Raw genomic sequence first — 21,234 nt, forward strand, 5'->3', positions numbered from 1 at the left:
TTTATCTGTACATCGGCTCAGTGCTTTGTCTGGACCGCCTTAACACATTCACAGCGGCGATGACGAGCGCCATAAACACCCAATGGAAAAATAAATTTGAAACAGAGCTTGGGCTGATACTTGATACCAGGAAACTGACCATAGCGGTAATAAGCCCTTCTGTGATCAGTTTTGACTGATTTTCTAATTTTCTTTCATAAAACTTGTAAAGCACCCATATAAGGTAGGCATAAATGGACAGATATCCCAGCATGATGAACAAGCCAAAATTAGCAAGGATTTCAACGAGCCAGTTATGCACCTCTGCCACATTGTCCGTATCATATAAAGCATAATGCTCAAGATAATAGGATACATTTCCTGCCCCGACTCCGAATCCGTATGAATCCAGGAAGAAATGCCAAGCGTTTTTCAGCAGATTGGCCCGGGCCACATTTGATGGAAGCCTGTCATGAAATGAATGCAGCGTCTGCGGGGCCAGAAACAGCTCCCAAAACTTCGAATACATTTTGCTGGCGAAAAGAACTGCGAAAAGAGCAATTCCCGCCGCCGACAGCCAGATGGCCATTTTCTTTAAAATAGGCGGCAAAACAATGAAAATGTAAACTGCAACACCTGCAAAAATCCCCAGAAGACTGGCTCTTGAACCAGTAGCAAAAATTAAATACAACGCACAGAGCGAGAGCACAAGGCCAATCGCCTTGATGTATCCATTCTTACTGTTTTTCATCATCGTGATGTAAAAAAAGAAGCTGATCGATAAAAAGGTCGCAAAGTCATTTTGATTAAAAAAGACTGATGTCGGATAATGCTGCTTATACTCAGGTCCGCTGTACAATGTGGAACTCGCAAGATGATGGTGGGTGATATGATTGTAAAAACCAATGATCATCAGAAATACTGTCATCACCAGCCAAATGGCATAAACAATCATCAGCCGCTCGATTTTTTGCACGTACATGACAATGAGATAAATGAAGAAAATGCCCATTGCCAATAAGGCCAAATATTTGAGGCCGGCTGTTACCGATTTGGCCCACAGCAGAGAAACAAGGCCGTATATAAACCAAAAGGCGAAAAAGAGCAATATCCCTTTCACCTGCAGCCCATTCCATCTTTCGATATGGGTACGATTCCGAAACATGCCAATAATGTGAAGGCACCCGGCGGCAATGAGCAGAAGCCTGTAAAGGAACAAACTGAAAAATCCAAGATGAATGGCGAAAAATGCATTATTTAAAAAAGTGCAGGCGATCAAAATATAGATTACAGCCATAAAGAGCCGTTCTTTTGTTGTAAATGCGGTTGCAAGCGCCAGCGCGAACAGACCAATTGCCAACTCCGCAAGCACAGCGGCCATCTGCACGAAACCTATATCTTTATGGATGGCTCCCACTAATAAAACGACTCCTAATAAAGCAGCGGCCAGTAACGCTAGCGTATGGACCGCTGATCGTTTGATACTCACATGTTTAACCCCTTTCCTGATGTTTCAGGAGCCGGCGGCCGAGCCTAGCAGCCGGCAGCTTCAGCCAAGTAATACTTTTTCTTTTTATAAATTGACGCTCCCAAAGTCTTTAGCCAATTCCTCAAGCGGCAAACCCGGAAAATACTTGTCAGAGGGTTCCGTTCCTCGAACAGCGGGACGGCCGATAGAGTGGTAAATGTATCCGGCTGCCTGCATCTCTTCAAGTGAAAATAAATTTCTGCCGTCGATGATGATGGGCTGTTTTAAGAGGGTTTTCACTTTCACAAGCTCCATTTCTTTTACTTCCGGCCAGTCTGTTAAGATGAGGCATGCATCTGTGTGCTCAATCGCAGCATACACATCTGTGTAATACTCGACCTGTTCGCCAAGGATTGCTGAAGCTTCAGGAATGGCAATCGGATCGTATGCTTTTACATGGGCGCCCAGCTGCTGCAGCATCGGGATAATATCAAGCGCTGGAGCAGATCTCACATCGTTCGTATTCGGTTTGAAGGCCAATCCAAGGACTGAAATGGTTCTTCCCTTGATGCTTCCCATAACAGTCAATAGTTTATCTACAATATGAACACGCTGCTTTTCGTTCGTTTCAATGACAGCTTCAATGAGCTTGAATGGATAGCCGGCCGATTTTGCGATTTGCAGCAGTGCAGTTGTATCCTTAGGGAAGCATGAACCGCCAAACCCAATACCAGCTTTAAGGAACTTTCTGCCGATCCGGCTGTCAAGCCCAACGCCATCAGCAACCTTTGAAACGTCTGCGCCGACTCGCTCACAGATGTTTGCAATATCGTTGATAAAGGAAATCTTTGTTGCCAGAAATGCGTTCGCAGCGTATTTAATCATTTCTGCACTTTCTAGATTTGTTTTAATGACAGGAGCATGGAATGGCTGATGCAGATCCTCAATGATGGCAGCGGCTTTATGACTTGTTGAACCAATCACAGCACGCTCCATATTCATCGTGTCATGAATTGCTGAGCCCTCCCGAAGAAATTCAGGGTTAGATACAACATCAAAAGAGTATCTTCCCCTTGAAGCTTTTTGAACGATAGATTGCACCAGTTTCCCTGTTCCGACCGGGACTGTGCTTTTATTTACGATCACTTTGTAGCCGTTAAGATGCTCACCGATTGTTTTCGCCGCCGCTTTTACGTACGTTAAATCAGCTTCACCTGTTTTTGACATAGGCGTTCCGACTGCAATATATATAATATCTGAAGCTCGAATGGCGGACGGGATATCGTTCGTAAAGGTCAGGCGCTGACCCAGCACATTTTTTTCAACTAAGTCTGCAAGCCCTGGTTCATAGATTGGGATTACTCCATTTTTCAGACTTCTGATTTTTGATTCGTCGATATCACAGCAAACAACTTTATTTCCGATTTCCGCAAAGCAAGTGCCTGACACGAGTCCCACATAACCTGTTCCAATCACAGCTATTTTTTTCACAGCGCTCATCCCTCTCCTGTAAAATGATCTTCCTATTTATATTGGTCGCAGTTTCTGACGATTAAACGGACGTTTTCATGACCGTCTGATACTGATGATGCAAGGTCTTGGCATTTTTTCCTGCGTCAAATTGAGCCTGCACAGTTTCATACAAATCATCTGCCACTTCCGGCTTCCATACTTGCTCATGTTCGTACCTAGTGATCGCTTCCGCTAAGGCTTGAGCGGATTTTGGCTTAATCAGCAGATGCTGGTGCTTTCCGAATAAAGATGCCACTCCGCCAACATCTGTACAGATGACAGGAATCCTTAACGCCAGCGCCTCAATTACAACAGTCGGCATTCCCTCACTGTAAGAAGGAAGCACGAATAGGTCTGCCGCAAGCAAATAGTCTCTTACCTGATGATTTGGGACTTGGCCTGTGACGATATGCCCCTTCTGCGTCAGCATCGATTTTGCGGGACCATCCCCAACAAAGACTGCCTGAGGAGGGTCCTGCAGGGATTCGATGGCTTCGGACAGTTCAAAAATGCCTTTCTCCCTGACCAGCCGGCCGACATAGACAGCCAGACGCTGATCGAGTGGCAGCCCGAGTTTTTTTCTGAGTTCTTCTTTCGTCTGCTCATTTTCCTGAAAGCGGCTGAGCTGTATGCCAATCGGCAAAACCGAGCTGTCAAAGCCAGACAGCTTTTTGGCTTCTTCCTGAAGCTTGTGGCTGACCGCTAAAACGGCTGACGCTGAACCTACGGCACGCTTGAAGGCTTTAAACGCTCCTTTGCTGTAATGCGGATAGACATTCACATCACTGCCATGCAAGGTCAGGACATAAGGAATTCGCATTGACTCTGACACGACTGCCGCAGCCCCGCCCGATGGCATGGCAAAATGCGCATGGATCAGGTCCGGATTTAGGTCGCGTTGTTTCATGGTTTTTATAACCGCTGATGCAATTCTCCGGTGAGGCTGCGCCCACTTCAGCTGGCCGGGAACTGCCCGGTAGAAAGGCCGGTAAACCGGTATCCCCTTCCTAATCTCATACTCCGGTCTGGCATCCTTTTTACGATATGTCTTTTTCAGCATACGGACAGGTGCTGAATGAAAAGGCCTTGGGCATATCACAGTGATATCAAGCCCGAGTTTCTGCAGCTCTTGCACCTGTGTCTCATGGAACACACCTTCACCAGGTTTCAGACTGCTCGGATATACGCTTGTGATCCACAAAATCTTCATGACAAACGTCCTTTTCTTAGTAGTTTGCTTTTCGTTTGAGGGTACGCTTTTACCAAAAGAAAGAGATAGCACAGCGCCCCAGCCGCAACTGAAATGGCCAGCCGCATTTCTGCCTGCATACTGAAGTGTTCCGTACTCAGGCTTACACCAAACGCGATGATCCCCATCGCCGCAGTAATCAGAAACGGCTTCATAATCGACTGGAAATAAGCTGAAAGGTTAAGCTTGATAACATATGCCAGGAGCCAGCGCCCAATCAGGAAATTGACAACGCTGATAGTGGCATACACCCATGCGACTGTCAGCAGGCTTCCCGTCTGTACCGCTGCAAACAGTGATAATCCATACAGCATCAGCACGCCGGAATCCCAATAAAATGCTAAATCCGCTCTTCCTTTAGCAAGCAGCACAGATCCATTTGGATTCATAAGCACTCTTAGTATTCCGACAATCGCCAGAACATTTAGGATCGGAACAGCAGCAAGCCACTTTTCCCCGAAAACCGCTGTGATAAAGGCGTCGGACACAGATACGAGCCCGATTAACAGCGGAAACGAAACAAGCGCCAGCATTTTTGTCATATTCAGAAAGCCTTCTCTGATCACGCTGTTTTCATATTTGTTTTTTGCGAAAACAGGGAATGCCACCCGTGTGACAATCGGATTGATCTTCAAAACCGGAATGGTGACTATCTGATAGGCGAGGTTATAAATCCCCAATGCTTCAGCACCAATAAACCGGCCGATCAAAATCATATCGATATTTGCTCCCAGCCTGTTCACAAGACGGGATGAAAGCTGAAAGGCTCCAAAAGAAAAGAACTCCTTCATGCCTCTCAAATCAAAAACAAAAGCAGGATGCCACTTTTTCCGGTATACGGCCCAATATAAAATCCCTTTACTGGACTGGAGCAGGACCTGAGAAATGACGTACGCCAAAATCGCATCCATCATAAAAACCGCAATCGCTAAATATCCGAATGACAATACATTTGAAAAAATCTCTATTTTGCTTAACGTATTAAAATGCAGCTGCTTTTGCAGCATATACTGGTACTGCTGTCCAATCGGCGCGATCAAAAACATAATCGCTAGAATCCGAACTAGAAACACCAGCTCTTCTCTTTGATAAAATCCCGCAATGACAGGACTGCTCACATATAAAAGAACAAACAGCAAAACGCCCGTCATAATGTTAAGCCAATACAATGTGGACAGCTGACGCTCCGTCGCGTCGTCTCTCTGAATTAACGCTGCGCCAAAACCCATATCAAGCACAATCTGGGCGAAAACTGTAACCGTTGTGATCATGCCGACGAGCCCAAATTCTGTTAAGGTCATCATATTTCCAAGCAGGGCAAACTGAACAATTTGTATGATTGTAATACACATAGTTGAAATACTTGTCCACTTTGCGCCGCTCATAATTTGTTTTGTAATACTTGGCATCATATTCCCTACTTCTTTTTAAGCTCAGATTGATGGTGAATACCGGCATTCCATTTTATCTTGCACCATCACCTGTCCAGACTACTTTACAAGTTTTTAACATAATTTTTAATTCTAAAGTGAAAGTCAGGTTGCGAATGTAATATAAATCAAATATCAGCTTTTCCTTCGGCGTCATATCGTAACCGCCGTTCACCTGAGCCCAGCCGCTCAATCCCGGTTTAACAGCCAGACGCTGCGTAAAGCCCGGAATCTCATTCTGGAATTTTTCCGTAAAAACGGGACGTTCCGGACGAGGGCCAATCATACTCATATCGCCTTTCAGCACATTAAACAGCTGAGGAAGCTCGTCAATTCTCGTTCTTCTGATAAAAGCTCCGATCCTTGTCACCCGCGGATCTTGCTTCTGCGCCCAAACCGCACCAGACTTCTCGGCATCTATTTTCATGGAACGAAGCTTATAAAGCTTAAATGGTTTCCCGCCTTTCCCTACGCGTTCCTGCGTATAAATGGCAGGCCCCGGCGTCTCCAAACAAATCAATATTGAAAATACCGCAATCATTGGCAGCGCAATCGCCAACCCAATGAGCGCAAACCAAATATCCATTACGCGCTTTATTGCCAAATAACGAGCCGTCTTTTCAGATAATGTAAAAGAATGTATTTGCTGAACTGAGAATTCACGACTCACATTCATGCTTTTCTCTGCACTCACTGACACACACCTCACGATTTGTTTGGGATGTTATGATGACCTATGCCAGTCAGTTTAGCAGACGGATGTTAATTGGATGTAAATGGTATGTTAAGAAGTGTGAATTTGTTATTTTTTCTGACATTTATCCGTAAACTTTTTATTGTTTTAGACACTTTTTTTAAAAATTAAGCATATTGTATAAAAAAAGAGACAAATCATTTTACTGATTTGTCTCTCTTTTCGTTGTGAAGCATTTAATATTGAAAATAAAATTTTGATTTAGAGGTTAACAGCTTGTACTGAACTTCAACCATTTTATTGAAGAATAACATGGATTTTCGTTCCACACTTTTTGTGCCTAGGATAATTGCTTGGTTATCCACTTTTGCACTGATTTTATTTTGAGAAGTATTTATCGCAAATTCAATTAATCTCTCTTTCTTTACATGAGCTAGCTGTTCAAGCAAACTCTGCACGTTTACCGTCAATTTTGTGCAATGAGGCTCCAAATCAATACGCTTTACTGGTAATGATATTTCAGACTGTCCGGTATTCACAATGATTTTCGAATGATGTGGCAAACAAATTTGCTTATCTTTAAAAATAAATGATAAGTCTTTTGATTCTGTTTCATATGAAAGTTCCGCTTCTGTATAGGCATGTTTCTTTATATCAATCGAAAGATTATCGTAGTTCATTGTGAAATATGGTCTTGCACTGAAGACAAACAACGCATTATGCCCTAAATACATCGTGTTTGTTGAATACTTGTACGCAGCACGCTTGTTTCCGATTCTCGCCCTTAATTTGTAGCTATCTATCGACGATTCAATAAAGAAATCCCAAACGCCTAAATCTTCTTCTGCAGATGCCAGTTCATCAAACTTGCACTCAAATGTAAATGTTGAATTTTCGTACTTAGCCGGCGCAATGTATTTTTCCGCCTTTGTATCACGATGAACAAATACTCCTGTCAGAGACTGATTTTGATTCGTTTCATCATCCAACAATTTGTGTTTAATGGTTCCTTGAATGCTGAGGCTGTGATCGCTAAATTCAATATTCTGCAGATAATGTTCAAGCTTATTTTTATAATTTACTTTTAATAACTCTTCAGAAATTTGATAGCGTTCTAAGCTCGGATAACGTGCAATTAAATCCCCGTTATTTACAACACAGAACTTTTTAATGTCTTGTTCTTCACGCTCATACTGGGTTAACCCTTGCAAATCATTATTCCGAATAAACAGCAGCCGCAACTTGATATGCGGAAGCACAAATTGGTCAGCCTCTTCAGGTACTGCATGAATAAATGAGGACAAATATTTAAACCATTCAGCTCTTTCTTCATCGGTCTTCATTTTTATTGTGACATTTTTTGTCCGTGAAAAATCGAAATGCCTGTTTAAAAATACTGCCATCAGTTTAATTTTTCTTGCTTCTTCCAGATCACTAGCCTTGATAGCAGAGACAATATCTTCCATTGCTCCATAAAAGTTCTCTGGGGGAACATAAGCAACACTCATATGTTCACCATCTCTTTTGACCAGATAGTAATAATCATAGTCAGCTGAAACAGAAATCTTCTTTGCTTTTAAATAAGCGTTCATTGTGAAGACTTGATCTTCCGCTGCTTTTATGTGAGTAGGGAAGGTAATTTTATTTTCTTTTAAAAGTGAGGCTTTAAACAGTTTTTGGGGTCCCAATGTAAAAACAATTTTGGAATCAACCAAATCAACATCCGGGTTCGTTTCCTTAAACATTGATTTGGGAACACCTCGGCCGTTTATCCCTTTTAACTTTCCTAAAGTAATATCTGATTGATTCTCTTTTGAGAAATTGTACCATCTTAACAATGCTTCATTGCCTAGATAGTCATCGGAATCAACAAATAGAATGTATTCACCCTTGGCAATTTTTATTGCATCATTCCGAGGGGCACCTGGACCGCCTGAATTTACTGTTCTTTCAATAACAACTACATTTTCATATTTCTGTTTATATTGATTCAAAATGTCTAAAGATGAATCCGTAGATTTATCATCAACACATATAATCTCATAATCCTCTTTTGGCATCGTTTGATTAACTAAACTGTCAAGACATTCGGAAATAAGATCTTCTGAATTATATACAGGGATAACAATGCTTATTTTCATCGATTACCTCACTACCCTAATGGATCGGTTATATTTTTGCCAGATAATTATATCAAAAACATCTGTCAATAAGAATAGGCCGAACCTTAAATTTTGTTAAACTTTTACATAGCATGTATGCTTTAAAATTTTTCTCATTTTATCGTATAAAAAAGCTTGCCGGCAATTCCTGATAGGTTCTGCCGGCAAGCCGCCTTATTTCTTATTAATAATAGCCAATAATTCCTTCATATATTGCTTGAGCTGCTTTTTCTTGGTACAAAGCGCTCTTTAACTTACTTGCGTCGTTTACATTTGATATGAATGCCAGCTCCGCTAAACTGCTCGGCATCGTTGATTCTCTGATCACATGGAAATTCCCGATTCTCACGCCTCGGTTTTGCGTATTGAGCGCCTTGTAGAGCCTATTTTGAATTTCAGTCGCAAGCCGTTTGCTGTTTTCTGACTCATACTTTGTATAATAGTAGGTTTCAGTACCTGTTGCTGCTGGGCTCGCTGAATTGGCGTGAATGCTCACAAACAGATTTGCATTATTGCTTTTTGCTTTTGCAACCCGCTCAGAAAGCTCTAAGAAAACATCTGTAGATCTGGCCATAATCGGAATTGCTCCGCCATTGGAAAGTTTGCTGTTTACAAGCTTAGCAACGGCAAGGTTAATGTCCTTCTCCTTTAATCCGTTACCGATCGCTCCGCTGTCATAACCACCATGTCCTGCATCCACAAATACCTTTTTGCCAACAATCACATTTTTCAGCTGGTTCACAACATTTGTGGTAACTGAAATGGTTCCCCCAAGAACAGTGAAAGTATTCTTGCTGTTTGATCCGATGACTGTTCTTGTCGCAGTCGGCAATGAACCTGCGTCAGTAAATAGCATTGGGCGATTTTGCTTCGCCGCCAGAACAGAACCCGCTAATGCATCGGCATATTGATAGCCATTGCTGACAAATGCGGCTTTAGATGAAGAATAATATTTTTTCGCTATGTTTGCAGCCACTTCAAAACGGCTGTTTCCGCCGATTCTTGTTGGTGAAGGAAGCTGGCTGTAAACATTTTTAGAGACACTGATTTCTCCTCCGACCACAATAGTCGATGATGTCCCTTTGCTGTTCATCGCACTTTTCGTTGGTGCAGGAATGGAGCTTGCAGTAGTCAGTAAAATTGGAATGCCGTTACGTGCAGCATAAGAACCGATTGCCAGACTGTCAGCATATGCCGTTCCATTTGCGATTACCGCTTTTGAATTTGAAGACAATTTTTTAGAAATATTTTGGGCAACTTCGTAGCGGCTTCTTCCGCCGATCCGTTCCACATTGGAAACACCCAATTTTTTAACGTCACTTACTACATTGTCAGAAACACTGATTGTTCCGCCAATGACGATGACCTTGCTCGGTTTAAGCTGGCTGATTCTGTCTTTAGTCGGTGTAGTCAGTTTAGATGATTCCGTCAATAAAATCGGGGCATTGTATTTATAAGCCAGAGGAGCAGCAGTTAATACATCTGCATACGCTGTTCCGTTTGCCAAAACAACCGTGCTAGCACTGCTCCAGCCTTGTTTTGAAACATTCACAGCAACCTCATATCTGCTTGCTCCATCCAGCCTTGTAACAGAGTTGGCCGCAAACGCATTTGGTACAAATAACACGACTCCTAGTATCAGCATGGGTATGCTTTTAAGAAAGATCCGCAAAGATAGTCCCTCCAAAGATTGATAATGATTCAAAAATCAAATAACGAACGAAGGAGGCATCTCGCCTCCTTGGACTTCTATCAATCTTTTAATAGCTTGATAGAGTTGTTCCCGGATAGTAAAAACTTAAAATCGCTGTATAAGATTGTCCGGCCGCTGCTCTGGCATTGGCTCCGTACTGACTCATGCCTATGCCGTGTCCGTATCCTTTACCGCTAATAATAAAAGCGCTCGTATTGCTTGAAACAGAAGCGTATGTACTCTTCATATTTGAAGCGCCAAGCATCGTTCTCAGCTCTGTTGCAGGTACAGTAATTGTTGCTGTTTTTTCACTGAGGCTTCCATTTGAGAGAATGTAGCCATTTGATTTTTCTTTCACGAAATATGAGAATGTGACGCTTGCTGTTTCCGGCCGCTGACCGGCAGTTTTCTCCGTGCTGAATTTCACACTGGATATTTTCGTGATTTTGATAGACTCGGCATTGCTGTATTTATTTTTAATAAACCAGTTTTTCAAACCGCTCAAATATGCTGAGTTTGTTTCATTTTTAGAGCTCCACCAAGATCCAGGGCTTTTCAGATTCAGAGTGTTTTTATCAATCTGGGTTTTATTTAAAGACAGAGACCAGCTGATTTGCGGGTCGTATGTATCTTTTTTGGCGATTAAATAAGGAAGCTGGCTGCTCCACACCTCACCGCTCGCTTCTGTAAAGCCGCCATTGCTTGAGGAATACGTAGCTGAAATCAAATTCCCATTGTATTTCAAAACTTTTCCTTTTGTAGCTTCAACGACTTCTGAAGTTTTCGAGTTCCAGTCATATCCTCCATATACCTGAAAAGCAGTGGTGTCTTGTACTTCTTTTCCGGCCGAATTGATGGAATAAGTTCTCGCTGCGACAGCTTGGGCTTTAAGCGCTTCTTTCTGCCAGCTAGCCGGCATTTCATGAGGAACAACACCCTTTAAATAATCTTCAAAGGGGATATTCACATTGATCGGACGAATATATTTGCCTGACTCTATTGTGAATTTCATGTTTCCGAGATATGGCGTTCCATTCAGGCTGATAGAATTTGTAGTTGCATATTTTTTAGGATTTGCTGTGAAAGAAGTTCCTAGCGTCTTGATTGCAGTGCTGTTTTTATAAAGCACCAGATTTCCTCCGGATAACTTGACTGTATAGCCAGTTCCTGCAAAAGTATCTGCCAGTTTGTTCTTTAGCGTATCACTGATGGAGATGCTTCCTCCAAGCAGAGCAAATGACTGAGTTCCTTTTGAGGCCACTACATCAGCGACTGGCGACGGCAGACTGCCTGCTTCAACCAGCAGTAAAGGGCTTCCCTGTTTTGCTGCAAGCACAGACCCCGTCAATGCATCCGCAAATGTTTGACCATTTGACATAAATACCTTTGTTGCTTTCATATTTAATTCTTTTACGATATTGGCAGATACCTCATATCGGGACACCCCGCCAATCCGTTTCACAGTTGCCTGCTTTTTTAATGTAGCTTCCACACCAGTGCTGACACTCAACGGACCGCCGACAATCGTAACCTTGCTTGGAATTTTGTAATCACTGCGGATGTTATTGTCTCCCGCAAGTAAAATCGGATAACCGTTCATTGCAGCATATGGCGCGATGGACAGGGCATCCGTAAAGACCATGCCTGTGGCCACTACTGCCTGGCTGTAATTCCCCATCCGATCGGCTATGTTTTTAGAAACCTCGTAACGGGTGGCTCCGCCAATCCGATCGATAGAACCATATTTTTTTAATGTGTTTTCTACATTTTTAGAAACACTGATTGTCCCGCCAATGATGAGAATATTGTCAGGATTTAATTTTGCAATTTCGCTTTCTGTTTTTGGTGTTAGCGAATCTGCGTCTGTTAATAAAATCGGTGCATCGTACTTTTTAGCAAGCGGTGTTGCTGAGAGCGCATCTGCAAAAGCATCCCGATTCACAATGACCACAGTCGTTGGGTTTGTCCACCCGGCAGAAGCTACATTATTGGCAACATCGAAACGGGTAGCTCCTCCATATCGCTCCGTATCCGCTATTCGTGAGCCGGGAATTTCATAGCCGCCTGTGATATCGACATCCAAACTTGATTTGCTGCCTACATAATTACTCAGCTTAACCGAAATGGTTTTATCAGCGGCTTTCGCAGACTGCATAAACGCCGGACATGCTATAGCCGCCGCTGTGACTGATGATAGAAGCAAGAGCTTCATTTTTTTCAAAACATGGAACCCCCTAAGAGTTTTTTATTACTTTGTCTCAAGATCCTTAAGCATTAAGGCGCCATTTGAATCTTTTGTATATTTGACAACAACTTTTTGCCCTTCCGAAATGCTGTTCATTTTGTCCTGAAGGTCTGAACCAACCTGAATCGAAGTCTCTTTATCATCAATAGTAACTGCAATCGTATGGCTGTCCGCCAAACCGGCAAAAGTGCCTTCCTTCGTTACAGTCTCTTCTGCAGACGTATCCTGGCTGTCTGAATTTGTTTCTGCTCCTGATGAGTTCTGAGCTGTGCCGCACGCAGACAAAAGAAGCAGCATTGAGAACATTAAAATAGCAATTTTTTTCATTCCTATATCACCTCTCCACTTTTTATCGACAATTTTAAGCTTATTTTAAGATTTCTTTCAAAACAACGAAAAGTTTTTGCGGATTTTCTTAAAATACCGAAACATTTGTTACAAGCAGCCGTCTATTGTAAAGAATCAGACAAATTTTAGTTGTTTTCAAATATTAAGAAACTTATAATCGTACTAGATTACAAAAAAGTGAGGACTTTATAATGAGAGCTGAAAAAAGAAAGAAAAAAAGAAAGGCATTACTTGTCATTTTAGCCATTGTGGCCGTATTTGTACTCGGAACTGGCGGCTATGCATACTACTTATGGCATAAAGCAGCATCAACCGTGGCAAGTATTCATGAAAGCATTGATAAATCGAAAAAGAGGGATAAAGAGGTCAGTATCAATAAAAAGGATCCTTTTTCCGTCTTAATCATGGGTGTGGATGAACGCGACGGCGATAAAGGCCGTGCCGATACGCTCATTTATATGACCGTTAACCCAAAAACGAATACAACCGATATGGTCAGCATTCCTCGTGACACGTATACAAAAATTATCGGAAAAGGCACAATGGATAAAATCAACCATTCATATGCTTTCGGCGGCACGCAGATGACGGTTGACACGGTTGAGAACTTCCTCGATGTTCCAGTTGATTATTTTGTAAAAGTGAACATGGAAAGCTTTAGAGACGTTGTTGATACACTTGGCGGCGTCACAGTAAACAGCACATTCGCGTTCAGCTATGACGGTTATTCGTTCGGCAAAGGAGAAATCACGCTGAACGGAAAAGAAGCGCTCGCTTATACCCGGATGAGAAAAGAGGATCCGAGAGGCGATTTCGGACGCCAGGACCGTCAGCGACAAGTCATAGAAGGAATCATTAATAAAGGCGCAAATATTTCATCCATCACGAAATTCGGAGATATGTTTAAAGTCGTTGAAAATAATGTGAAAACGAACTTAACCTTCGATGACATGTGGGATATCCAATCCGATTACAAAGGCGCGCGTAAAAAGATTAAACAGCACGAACTGAAAGGCACAGGCACGAAAATCAATGGAATTTACTACTACCAAACTGATGAAAGCGCCCTTTCCGATATCACAAAAGAGCTGAAGGAAAGCCTCGAAAAGTAAAACAAAAAAGAAGCTTCGCACAATGTGCAAAGCTTCTTTTTTATTTGCCTGTAAATGAATCCGGATGCTCTTTCTTATACCCGTAATGAAACAGTAATTCTTCCACAATCCGGCGGGAAGCCTCTCCATCTCCATACGGATTAGAAGCCTGGGACATTTTCTTGTACTCATCATGATCAGTTAACAGCTGTTTTGTCAGCTGATAAATGTTTTCCTCAGCCGTCCCTGCAAGTTTCAGTGTTCCCGCCTCCACTCCTTCAGGCCGTTCCGTCGTATCACGCAGAACAAGCACCGGCTTTCCGAGAGATGGCGCTTCCTCCTGCACACCGCCCGAATCTGTCAGAATAAAATGCGATTTTGCCGCAAAGTTATGGAAATCAATCACTTCTAACGGTTCAATCAGATGCACTCTGTCCGAATCGCCAAAATGCTTCTGCGCCGCTTCCCGGACAACAGGATTCAGGTGCACAGGATAAACGACCTGTACATCGTTAAACTCCTCAACAATTCTGCGGATGGCCTTGAACATGTTTTCCATTGGCTCACCCAAGTTTTCCCGGCGGTGCGCGGTCAGCAGAATCATCTTATCATCGCCCACCTGATCGAGGACAGGATGTGAATAGCCGTCCCTAACCGTTGTGCGAAGTGCGTCAATCGCTGTGTTTCCCGTTACAAAAATAGAATCGGCTTTTTTATTTTCTTTTAATAAATTGTCTTTCGCCTGGCCTGTCGGGGCAAAATGCAAATCAGCAATCGCTCCTGTCATCTGGCGATTGAGCTCTTCCGGAAATGGGGAATACTTATTCCCTGTACGGAGCCCTGCCTCCACATGGCCGACAGCAATTTGATGATAAAAAGCGGCTAGGCTTCCGGCAAACGTCGTCGTCGTATCACCATGGACAAGCACAATATCGGGTTTGATATCTTTAAACAGCTCATCCAATTTCACAAGTGCGTTGGACGTAATCTCTGCCAGTGTCTGCCGCTCCTTCATAATGTTCAAATCGAAGTCAGGCTTGATGTGAAACGCATCTAACACCTGATCGAGCATTTGTCTGTGCTGTGCAGTGACCGTTACGTAGGAATCTATTTCAGGATATTTTTTCAATTCAAGCACTAGAGGTGCCATCTTGATCGCTTCAGGCCTGGTCCCGAAAACGGTCATAACTTTTAGTTTTTTCATATTGTCACCTGGTTTCTTTGTTTAACGGGCTGTTAGATAGAATTTTGATTGATCTGATTGTATAAATAGGTCTACTTTCTTCTTTATTTTAAAGCACCATAGCTTTTTTTCAATATTTTTACTGCAAAAGTATACACTGACATCCTTTTTCGGAACCAATGTTGTTTTATATGAATTAATGGATAAAACAATATTGGTGTTTTGTAAATAAGCCGGGGCAAACTTTTGCTCAACGAGATTCCGATCAACCTGTATCACTGTCCCATCAGCTGAACTGATTTGGTTTTTTATTGGTATTAAAAACTCTTGGTTATTACACTCAAGCAATAATAAGGATTGCTTCGGAAAAAACAATTGGCTTCCAGGGAAGACGAACGTTAAATGCTGGTCCGAATCATTATTTCTGAATTCAACTTTCAGAACTTCCTGCTTTCTGACCTCCACCGACAAATTATCATAGGTTTTAGTAAAGTACGGCCGTGCGCTGAAAGCATATTCCCCGTTATTCCCAATATATTTAGCATGCTTTGAATAGGGATATTTTTCTCTGCTGCTGCCAATTCGGACGCGTTTTTTATAACCGTCAATCTCTGATTCAATAAAGAAGTCCCAAACTCCAATATCTTCTTCATTAACGGCCAAATCAGTAAACTTCGTGAGAAATTCAAATTCTCCGTTCTTGGAATACACTGGAGAAATGATTTTTTCAGTTTTTCTATCACGGTGCACCCAAATGCCGTATAAAGTTTGCATAGCTTGATGCTCTGGTTGTAAAGCCGTGTGGGTAACCGACCCTCTTAATGTGAAAGTGTTGTCCTTCATTTGAAATTCGCTCACGTAATGACTGATTTTGTTTCTGTCATCAACAATCCGTTCATTCTCTGCCAAATGATATGAGATAAGACTGGGATAGTTTGCTATGATATGACCATTTTTAACTGACGTATATTGGGCCATATTTTCTTTATCAGCTTCAAACTGCTTTAAACCCTTTAAGTCATTATCACGCACAAAATATAATTTTAACCGCGTATGAGAATGAACAAGTTTATCAATTTCCCGTGGTATATTTTGTTCAACAAAATGATGAAGCTCTGTCATCCATGTTTGCTGCTCTTGTTCATCCTCAATTGTTACGGTAAAGTCCGTTGTTCTAGAAAAATCAAAATGACGATTTAAAAACTTCGCCAAAAACTTCATTTTGCGGTTATGAGAAAGACGGCTATTACGAATCATATCTATGATTACCTTCATCGCGCCATAGTAGTTTTGAGGCGCAACGTATGCAAACGTCATATGCTCGCCGTCATGCTGTACAGCATAGTAATAATCATAATCGGCCAAGACAGAAATTTTGTCCGCTTCTAAATAAGCTTGCATGACAAATACCTGATCCTCCGTAGCCTGTATATTAGAGGGGAAATATATGTCATGCATTCTAAGCAGTGAGACTTTAAAAAGTTTTGTCGGTCCGATTGAGTAAACAAGCGGAGATTTTACAAGATCCGCTTCAGGTTTTGTTTCCTTAAAAATAGCTTGCGGGACCGATCTGCCGTTTACACCAACCATCTTTCCAAGCACAATATCTGAATCGTGCTGTTTTGCAAATTGATACATTCTCTCAAACGCTTCGATTCCTACATAATCATCGGAATCAATAAAAAAAATGTATTCACCGTTCGCAGCACGTATCGCTTGGTTTCGCGGCTCTCCCGGTCCTCCCGAGTTTTTTTCTCGTTCTATAACCGTTATATTAGAATACTGTTCACTGTACTTTTTTAATATTGAAACCGTGCCATCCTGAGAACAATCATCTACACAAATAATTTCGTACTCATTATTCGGCATGGTTTGTTGAACCAGACTATCCAGGCAGCGGGAGATAAAATGTTCTGAGTTGTATGTGGGTACTGCTGCAGTAATTTTCACCATGACACCTCTATCCTTATCCGCTTCTATTTCATTCACAAAAGCTCATATAATGAACAAAAACAGTATAAAAATGCACTATTTCGTCATTTCAAATACTTCTTCCCATCTTTCAAATAATCGGGCTTCACTATATTCAGTATCCATTAAGTTCTTTGCATTTTTTCCATATTGAATGGCTTTATCAGGGTTGTCGTACAAATAAATGATACTTTCAGCAAGCATTTCAATATGATCAGGTTCTACAAGCATTCCCGTTTCGTGTTCTTTTATGAGCTCTCTCGGGCTGTATTTCACATCAAAACTGATAACAGGGGTTGCGCACGAAAACGATTCACAAATGGCAAGACTAAACCCCTCAAATTTTGATGTTAATAATGTGGCAAGCGCCTGCTGATAAAATGGAGCAGGATTTGCGACATACCCTTTTAAATGTACATTATCTAACTTGAGATCCTCAATCAATTGCTGGTATTCCTCGTGGCCGGGACCGCTGCCATATATATTAAGGACAATATCTGGCCGGGATTTTTTTACGATTCCCATTGCTTTTATGACCTTATCGATCCCTTTTTCCTCATGATATCTGGCCACCATGACAAACTCGTTTTTCTTTTTTTCATACGTTTGTAATTTTTCCAGCCTTCTTGGTGCATGAGGAATAACAAAAATGTTATTGTTCGACTCAAAATCCTTCATGATATCTTCTTTTTGTTCATTCGTTAATACGATCAGCCCGTCATAATCCTTAATGTGCTCCATCGCATATTGATGATTATTTCGAACTTTGCTGCCTAACGTATAAGGATAATCTAAATGATTTGAGTGAACACAGTAATATCGTTTTGCCAATCCTGCACGCATTTCATTTACTTTTGAAGCACTTCCGACCCCGTCACAGATGATAATAGGGTCCTTTTCTTTCTTACATAACGTTTCAAGCCAATGTGTATGAAACTGGTGCTTATTTTTAAAAAACACAGCTTCCTTTTCATCTCGGCCAAACTGTATAACACCTTGACTGGCCCCTGTTTTAAAATGGTACCATTCTGTTAAATAACAGAAACCGTCGGGTGCTGTGTAGTGAATTTGATTGATTTTTCCGCTTCTTGTATCGAAAATCACAGTTTTATTTACATAACCGCCATGAAAGAATTCTCGCTTTGTCATTTGCATATTTTCATTGAAATGATCTACATATAAAAGGTTATTCGACTCATCCCATTTTTTCTTTTTCATATATAAACCATTCTTGAAGTATTCCGTTTCTAATTTTTCCTCATTATGATACACGGCATATGGTTCTTCAAAGCGATTACGATTTAGCTCAAAATAACTTTGTTGTGCATTCCCGACTTTTATATGCTTATGCTGATTTTTATAATCATCATAAATATTGAGGATATTTACATCAGCATGCAGCCTTCCAGCGCTCTTCAGCACTTTTTCAATCTGATCATAATTCTCCTTATAATCAAGTGTGACCAAATCGATTTTATGGCCGCGCTCCGCAAATGTAAAAGATCTTGACATCATAGAGCTTGTAATGCCGCCTTTTTCAATGTCTATTTCATATATTAGTGAAAAGATCCTTCTCATCTTCAAGCTCCTTCTTCTGGTAAAACCTCGTCTGCTATTTTTTTACAAACAGCCGTTTCATTAATTTTCTCCGAAATCCCTCAGCTGTCTGAACATGCAAATCATTATTTTCTTCTGCCAAATGAATTTGCCAGCCCGAAATACTTTGTTCTGATAATGGAATTTCCTTTGGATCGGTTATTCGCACACCTGATGCAAAGAAGCTATTATCCCACTCAGAACAAAGATACAATTCTATAGTGGACAACTGATCTAATACAGAGTCAACACGAAGTATACCACTTACAGTAAAAGTAAGTTCTTCCTCGCTGTTTACTTTTACGTTAAATGTGCTTTCAGTGCCGCTCTTCTTATTTTTTAACTTCCAATACATTTTATGACGGCCAACAGAATGGGGCGGAACGTCGCCTTTAAATTTAACCTTGGCTGACAAATATAAATTTGATTTCGACTGCCATTCAGCCGTTAACAGCTCAACATTCATATCTTTCAATTGATTATTAAATGGCACCTGATCAATTAATTTGTCCACAAAACGCTTGCGGGTAAACGGCTCTTCAGAAACGTAATAAATGTTTGTGCGTGGCCCCGTATATTTCATTATGTCATGATATCGTTTCAAGGAAGGTACCACGAAAGCATCAAGGTGGTCTATTTCCTTTTCAGGGTTTTCCAACATCTCATTCGTCTCTATAAAACCTAAATACATGGAAGAATATTCAACTGAAAGAGACTTTAGTGTTGTATATAACTTGACTTCAGAAGTTAAAAATAAATAATCCGTTTCCTTTATTAAGCAGCCTAGAAAATAACAGGAAAGTTCATTTTCTGAATACAATACACTGACTATATTCTCTTTTTCGTCGAAAATGACAATTTTTTCAGTTGTTCCATCATTCTTATACCATTTTGTCATATAGCAAGTGCCATCTGCCCTTAAATAAAGATGCTGCTTTGGTTTGTTAGTCTCCAGATCCATGTACATTAAGCTGTGTACATATCCAGACGAATCATATTCTTCCCTTTTAAATCTTTGCCTGCTTTCATTAAAGTAATCAATGACAGCAAGTTCTCCTGATGCTGTAAACCTTTGATATTTGATATAGCGTCCATTATTGTAATAGCGGTAAATTGGCTTATTTGGTTCTTGAATATATGTTAAACCTTCTTGTTCAATCGGATGCTTGATTTTATCTTTCTCAGGTTCAGAACCTTTAAAGTAGCTGTACATATTAATAACAGCAGTATCTTTAAAAGAAGAAGGTCCATTGGGCTCATGATGTAAAGTGACAATTTCCATTGGATAATTCCAATCGATTGTATTGATACTAAACTTTTTTGCAGCATTCAGCTCTTGACAAACATATGCTAATTTAGGAGTAGAAACCTTAATCGTCATCATCTATTTAATACCTTTCAAATAAATTCGTACGTCACATTTTCAGAACTACATTATATCATTTTTGCTGGGCAGGCTCTAGAGATGAAAAAGCTGTTATATTTCTTGAATTACCTGATCAGCGTAAACTGTTTTATCTATCAATTGATGTTATTTTTTTGTATTTCCTTGACCTCAAAGTCACTGAATTGACTCTTGTTTAATATTGGTTTTTCTTATATGATTAGATGTGTTTAACAGAATGAAAATAGGGTATTGATGAGTAAAGAAACTCAAACATTTTAAATCCCAGCATTCAAAAAGCTGAACCCTAAATCTGTTTTTAAGGAAGGTGCTTTGAAATTGAAAAAAGTACGTAAAGCCATAATCCCTGCTGCAGGTCTCGGAACGAGATTCTTGCCGGCTACGAAAGCAATGCCGAAAGAAATGCTTCCTATCGTTGATAAGCCTACCATTCAATACATAATTGAAGAAGCTGTTGAAGCCGGTATTGAAGATATTATTATCGTAACAGGAAAAAGCAAGCGTGCAATCGAGGATCATTTTGATTACTCCCCTGAGCTTGAAAGAAACCTGGAAGAAAAAGGAAAAACCGAACTGCTTGAAAAAGTGAAAAAGGCTTCTAACCTGGCTGACATTCACTATATCCGCCAAAAAGAACCTAAAGGTCTCGGACACGCTGTCTGGTGCGCGCGTAACTTTATCGGCGATGAGCCGTTCGCGGTTCTGCTTGGAGACGATATTGTTCAAGCAGAAACACCAGGGTTGCGCCAATTAATGGATGAATATGAAAAAACACTTTCTTCTATTATCGGTGTTCAGCAGGTGCCTGAAGAAGAAACACACCGCTACGGCATTATCGACCCGCTGACAAGTGAAGGCCGCCGTTATCAGGTGAAAAACTTCGTTGAGAAGCCGCCTAAAGGCACAGCACCCTCTAATCTTGCCATCTTAGGCCGCTACGTATTCACGCCTGAGATTTTCATGTACTTAGAGGAGCAGCAGGTTGGCGCCGGCGGAGAAATTCAGCTCACAGACGCCATTCAAAAACTGAATGAAATTCAAAGAGTATTTGCGTACGATTTTGAAGGCAAGCGTTATGATGTTGGTGAAAAGCTCGGCTTTATCACAACAACTCTAGAATTTGCGATGCAGGATAAAGAGCTTCGCGATCAGCTCGTTCCATTTATGGAAGGTTTACTAAACAAAGAAGAAATCTAAACAAAAAGGCT

15 protein-coding genes are annotated in these 21,234 nt (G+C 41.2%); 2 read left to right on the forward strand and 13 right to left on the reverse strand.

The genetic code is table 11. From position 1 onward, the window contains the following. Position 1: 1 nt before the first annotated feature. The 9 genes from tuaE to MY9_RS17945 form a co-directional block, all read right to left on the reverse strand. Positions 2-1,468 carry a teichuronic acid biosynthesis protein TuaE gene (gene tuaE, locus MY9_RS17905; protein ID WP_014665570.1) on the reverse strand — a complete coding sequence of 489 codons (1,467 nt, stop codon included), beginning with the start codon at positions 1,466-1,468 and terminating at the stop codon, positions 2-4. An 84-nt stretch (positions 1,469-1,552) separates the two neighbouring features. Then, positions 1,553-2,938, reverse strand: a complete 1,386-nt coding sequence (gene tuaD / locus MY9_RS17910) for a UDP-glucose 6-dehydrogenase TuaD (RefSeq protein WP_081483690.1) — start codon at positions 2,936-2,938, stop codon at positions 1,553-1,555. A 61-nt stretch (positions 2,939-2,999) separates the two neighbouring features. Next, entirely contained in the window at positions 3,000-4,169 is a 1,170-nt protein-coding gene (gene tuaC, locus MY9_RS17915; protein WP_014665572.1) for a teichuronic acid biosynthesis protein TuaC, read from the reverse strand. After that, positions 4,166-5,617, reverse strand: coding sequence for a teichuronic acid biosynthesis protein TuaB (gene tuaB, locus MY9_RS17920; RefSeq protein ID WP_041521536.1), 1,452 nt, complete (start codon positions 5,615-5,617; stop codon positions 4,166-4,168). The genes tuaC and tuaB overlap by 4 nt, the downstream gene beginning before the upstream one ends. A gap of 55 nt (positions 5,618-5,672) precedes the next feature. After that, positions 5,673-6,332 carry a sugar transferase gene (locus MY9_RS17925; RefSeq protein ID WP_003242561.1) on the reverse strand — a complete coding sequence of 220 codons (660 nt, stop codon included), beginning with the start codon at positions 6,330-6,332 and terminating at the stop codon, positions 5,673-5,675. Between the two features lie 236 nt (positions 6,333-6,568). Next, positions 6,569-8,473 carry a (poly)ribitol-phosphate teichoic acid beta-D-glucosyltransferase TarQ gene (tarQ, locus tag MY9_RS17930; RefSeq protein ID WP_014665574.1) on the reverse strand — a complete coding sequence of 635 codons (1,905 nt, stop codon included), beginning with the start codon at positions 8,471-8,473 and terminating at the stop codon, positions 6,569-6,571. A 205-nt stretch (positions 8,474-8,678) separates the two neighbouring features. After that, on the reverse strand, positions 8,679-10,166 hold the full coding sequence (locus MY9_RS17935; protein WP_014665575.1) for a cell wall-binding repeat-containing protein: 1,488 nt from the start codon (positions 10,164-10,166) through the stop codon (positions 8,679-8,681). Positions 10,167-10,254: 88 nt separating this feature from the next. After that, complete coding sequence (locus MY9_RS17940) at positions 10,255-12,408, reverse strand: SpoIID/LytB domain-containing protein (RefSeq protein WP_041521430.1); 2,154 nt, start codon at positions 12,406-12,408, stop codon at positions 10,255-10,257. A gap of 27 nt (positions 12,409-12,435) precedes the next feature. Beyond that, positions 12,436-12,759: a hypothetical protein gene (locus MY9_RS17945; RefSeq protein WP_014665577.1), complete on the reverse strand. Its 324-nt coding sequence runs from the start codon at positions 12,757-12,759 to the stop codon at positions 12,436-12,438. A 212-nt stretch (positions 12,760-12,971) separates the two neighbouring features. Between MY9_RS17945 and tagU the strand changes: the two genes are divergently transcribed. Then, entirely contained in the window at positions 12,972-13,892 is a 921-nt protein-coding gene (gene tagU / locus MY9_RS17950; protein ID WP_014665578.1) for a polyisoprenyl-teichoic acid--peptidoglycan teichoic acid transferase TagU, read from the forward strand. Positions 13,893-13,932: 40 nt separating this feature from the next. Here tagU and wecB read toward each other — a convergent pair whose 3' ends face one another. The 4 genes from wecB to MY9_RS17970 all read right to left on the reverse strand — a co-directional run bounded on the left by wecB (position 13,933) and on the right by MY9_RS17970 (position 20,005). After that, positions 13,933-15,075 (reverse strand): non-hydrolyzing UDP-N-acetylglucosamine 2-epimerase, encoded by a 1,143-nt coding sequence (gene wecB, locus MY9_RS17955; RefSeq protein WP_014665579.1) that lies wholly within the window; start codon positions 15,073-15,075, stop codon positions 13,933-13,935. Positions 15,076-15,096: 21 nt separating this feature from the next. After that, on the reverse strand, positions 15,097-17,007 hold the full coding sequence (locus tag MY9_RS17960; protein WP_041521431.1) for a glycosyltransferase: 1,911 nt from the start codon (positions 17,005-17,007) through the stop codon (positions 15,097-15,099). Between the two features lie 75 nt (positions 17,008-17,082). Beyond that, positions 17,083-18,603 (reverse strand): glycosyltransferase, encoded by a 1,521-nt coding sequence (locus MY9_RS17965; RefSeq protein WP_014665581.1) that lies wholly within the window; start codon positions 18,601-18,603, stop codon positions 17,083-17,085. Between the two features lie 34 nt (positions 18,604-18,637). Beyond that, positions 18,638-20,005: an alpha-glucosyltransferase N-terminal domain-containing protein gene (locus MY9_RS17970; protein WP_014665582.1), complete on the reverse strand. Its 1,368-nt coding sequence runs from the start codon at positions 20,003-20,005 to the stop codon at positions 18,638-18,640. Positions 20,006-20,344: 339 nt separating this feature from the next. On the opposite strand from MY9_RS17970, the gene galU reads away from it, so the two are divergent. Then, positions 20,345-21,223 carry a UTP--glucose-1-phosphate uridylyltransferase GalU gene (gene galU / locus MY9_RS17975; protein ID WP_003227944.1) on the forward strand — a complete coding sequence of 293 codons (879 nt, stop codon included), beginning with the start codon at positions 20,345-20,347 and terminating at the stop codon, positions 21,221-21,223. Positions 21,224-21,234: the final 11 nt, after the last annotated feature.

The sequence above is a fragment of the Bacillus sp. JS genome (genome assembly GCF_000259365.1).
In the GTDB taxonomy this organism is placed as follows: domain Bacteria; phylum Bacillota; class Bacilli; order Bacillales; family Bacillaceae; genus Bacillus; species Bacillus stercoris.

Bases quoted from the DNA above. Each gene is read 5' to 3' on its own strand.
- tuaC (WP_014665572.1), bottom strand. From the start codon at position 4,169: ATGAAGATTTTGTGGATCACAAGCGTATATCCGAGCAGTCTGAAACCT.
- tuaB (WP_041521536.1), bottom strand. From the start codon at position 5,617: ATGCCAAGTATTACAAAACAAATTATGAGCGGCGCAAAGTGGACAAGT.
- tarQ (WP_014665574.1), bottom strand. From the start codon at position 8,473: ATGAAAATAAGCATTGTTATCCCTGTATATAATTCAGAAGATCTTATT.
- MY9_RS17945 (WP_014665577.1), bottom strand. From the start codon at position 12,759: ATGAAAAAAATTGCTATTTTAATGTTCTCAATGCTGCTTCTTTTGTCT.
- tagU (WP_014665578.1), top strand. From the start codon at position 12,972: ATGAGAGCTGAAAAAAGAAAGAAAAAAAGAAAGGCATTACTTGTCATT.
- wecB (WP_014665579.1), bottom strand. From the start codon at position 15,075: ATGAAAAAACTAAAAGTTATGACCGTTTTCGGGACCAGGCCTGAAGCG.
- MY9_RS17960 (WP_041521431.1), bottom strand. From the start codon at position 17,007: ATGGTGAAAATTACTGCAGCAGTACCCACATACAACTCAGAACATTTT.
- MY9_RS17965 (WP_014665581.1), bottom strand. From the start codon at position 18,603: ATGAGAAGGATCTTTTCACTAATATATGAAATAGACATTGAAAAAGGC.
- MY9_RS17970 (WP_014665582.1), bottom strand. From the start codon at position 20,005: ATGATGACGATTAAGGTTTCTACTCCTAAATTAGCATATGTTTGTCAA.